Here is a 2,334-nt window from a genome sequence, read left to right as displayed (position 1 = left end):
GTCCAGGTCACACCCGTCGATCGCAACTGGTAGCCACTCTCGGTGGCACCTTCTTGGGTGCCCAGAATCGCTGAGACCACCTGGTCGGCCGCGCTGACTGTCGGCGCGTCGGCCGTGTTGACGTCGAAGCCCTCTTCGTCGACCGTCACTCCGTCGGCGTTTTCGCCCTCCACCAGGACCATACGGACCGCAGTGGGTGCCATCGACACGCCAAGTACGGTGTCCACTTCTCCTCCAAAGCTGCTCGCTCCCTGGCCGGGTGCGTCAAATTGGCTATCACGCCGGGCCAAGCATGGGGATTGCCGGGGTTTCCTCAAGCGTTGGCGGGAGCGACGCGGATCGATTTCCCGGTATTTGTCACCACGACACTACCGACGGGCGGTCTCAGCGGCTATCAGGTGACCGCAGATTTGCCGACGCTCATCAACGGCCGTGGCCGCCGTGGCCCCAACCGCCGCCACCGTGACCCCAACCACCCCCACCATGACCCCAACCAGGGCCGCCACCGTGGCCCCAGCCAGGACCGCCACCGTGGCCCCAGCCCTCGTCGCCATGACCCCACGGGCCGCGATCAGGGGGCGGCGGCGCGAGCGGCGGACCGAGCAGCGGCGGTAGAAGCCCGGGAAGAATCGGCGGGATGATCGGGGGCGGCGCCACCGGGGCCGGGGCGGGGAACGGAATCGGCGCGGGAGCGGGAGCGGGCCCCGGTATCCGCACGGGCGCTGGCGCCGCCGCGTGGACCGGCGCCGGAGCGGCTGCTGGCGCCGGGGCCTGCACAGGTGCGGCCGCGGGCGCGGGTGCCGGCGGCGGCGCCGGTAGCGGTGCCACCCTGGCAGGGGCCACCACGTTATGGCTGAGGCTGGGCCGCGAACTGGCGGACGGCCGGATGCTGAAGGCCAGCGAAATCACCAGTGCCATTACGCCGGCGACAAAAATGATCAGCACACTCATTGCCGCCAAAAACGGTGTGCGACTTACGTGTTCGTGGTCCTCCAGCTGACTGAAGTCGGGGTACATGCCGGTGGTGAAGTCTGGGTGCTCATCGTCAGCCACGTATGCGTCGGGGCCCAGTTGGGTGTAAACCGCAGCCGAGTCATCGGCAACGGCGCTGTAGGCCAACGCGTCGGCGCCCGGCTCGCCGCTGGCTGCCTCAGCGACGGCCAGATATCCCGGTTCGTGAGCGTGCTGGCTCACCGAACCGGTGCCTGGGTCCAGCGCGTAGGCCTGTGCGGCGGTCGACGAAGCGAACAGCGGCGCATTGGCCGACGCCAGCGCCGCGCCTCGGGCGAGCGCTGTCGCGGGTTGTGCGGGCACGCTCAGCGGTAGCGACGTCGCTTCTTCCAGCGCGGGCTTGATCAGCGGGATGTCGACTCCCGAGCCGACCACCAACAAGCCTTCCGGCTGCTCGTCGAGGCCCTCGGCCGCAGAAACCAAGCTGACCAGCTTGGCAACCGCCTGATCGTCGTCAGCGGGAAGTTGCTCCCGCTTCACATCTGTAATCGAGCCGTCGCTGGTATCCACCACGGCCAACGTCGCGCTATCGGGTTCGACATACAGCAGCGCGGCACGCGCATAACCGGTCGCACTGCCCATCGACTGGGCAAGCGCCGCAGCAGCCAAGAACGCCGAGACCAGCATGACGTTTTCGACCTTGCGAGCGGTTAACGCGTCACGCAGCTCGGCCGCCTCGCACTGGTCACTCCAGGTCACCCCGGTCGAGAGCAGGTCGTATCCGGCCTCGGTAGCGCCCTCGCGGGTACCCAGAATTGCCGCAACCACCTGATCCGGTCCGCTGAACGTTGCCGGGTCGTTGCCGTCGGCGACGGGGAAGTCGTCCTCATCGACGGTTGCCCCGTCGGCGTTTTGCCCCTCGACCAGCACGATGCGGACCGTCGTGGGTGCCATCGACACACCAAGTACGGTGTCCACAAATCCTCCCACCAATTTGCTAGCCGTCCGCGGGCCGACTGGGATCACGCGCAACACAGTGCGCCCGACCACAGAAGTTATCGCCACTCCGGAGCGCGGCGTTACTACCGCGGACTTAGCTGTGCCCTGCGAAGTTAAGGCCAGGAGCATTCGGTCGATCGATGCCCCCCGGCCGACCCTTCCGACGCGACTTTACCTCGTCGCCCGCTGACCCGTCAGCCTAGTGGTGACCACCGCTGTGACCGCCGCCGCCGAAGCTGTGGCCGCCGCCGCCCCCGAAGCTGTGGCCGCCGCCGCCGAAACCACCGCCGCCGAAGCCACCCCCACCAAAACCGCCGCCACCGAAGCCGTGACCGCCGCCGAAGCCACCGTCAAACCCGCCCGGGCCCCCGCCGAATCCACCGG

The 2,334-nt window shown here is 68.4% G+C and carries 2 protein-coding genes and 1 pseudogene; 1 reads left to right on the top strand and 2 read right to left on the bottom strand.

Going from position 1 to position 2,334, the window contains the following annotated elements:
* Positions 1-227 (bottom strand): annotated as a pseudogene (locus tag VN856_RS14200) (hypothetical protein); the annotation flags it as partial.
* A gap of 196 nt (positions 228-423) precedes the next feature.
* The gene (locus tag VN856_RS14195; protein WP_422656567.1) at positions 424-1,929 is read right to left on the bottom strand and encodes a DUF7159 family protein; all 1,506 of its coding nucleotides are present in this window, start codon (positions 1,927-1,929) and stop codon (positions 424-426) included.
* A gap of 223 nt (positions 1,930-2,152) precedes the next feature.
* Between VN856_RS14195 and VN856_RS14190 the strand changes: the two genes are divergently transcribed.
* A partial coding sequence (locus tag VN856_RS14190) for a hypothetical protein (RefSeq protein WP_325690053.1) occupies positions 2,153-2,334 on the top strand: 182 nt, incomplete at its 3' end.

It is taken from the genome of Mycobacterium sp. (assembly GCF_035603715.1).
Classification (GTDB): Bacteria; Actinomycetota; Actinomycetes; order Mycobacteriales; family Mycobacteriaceae; genus Mycobacterium.
This window is presented reverse-complemented; position numbering and strand designations above follow the sequence as displayed.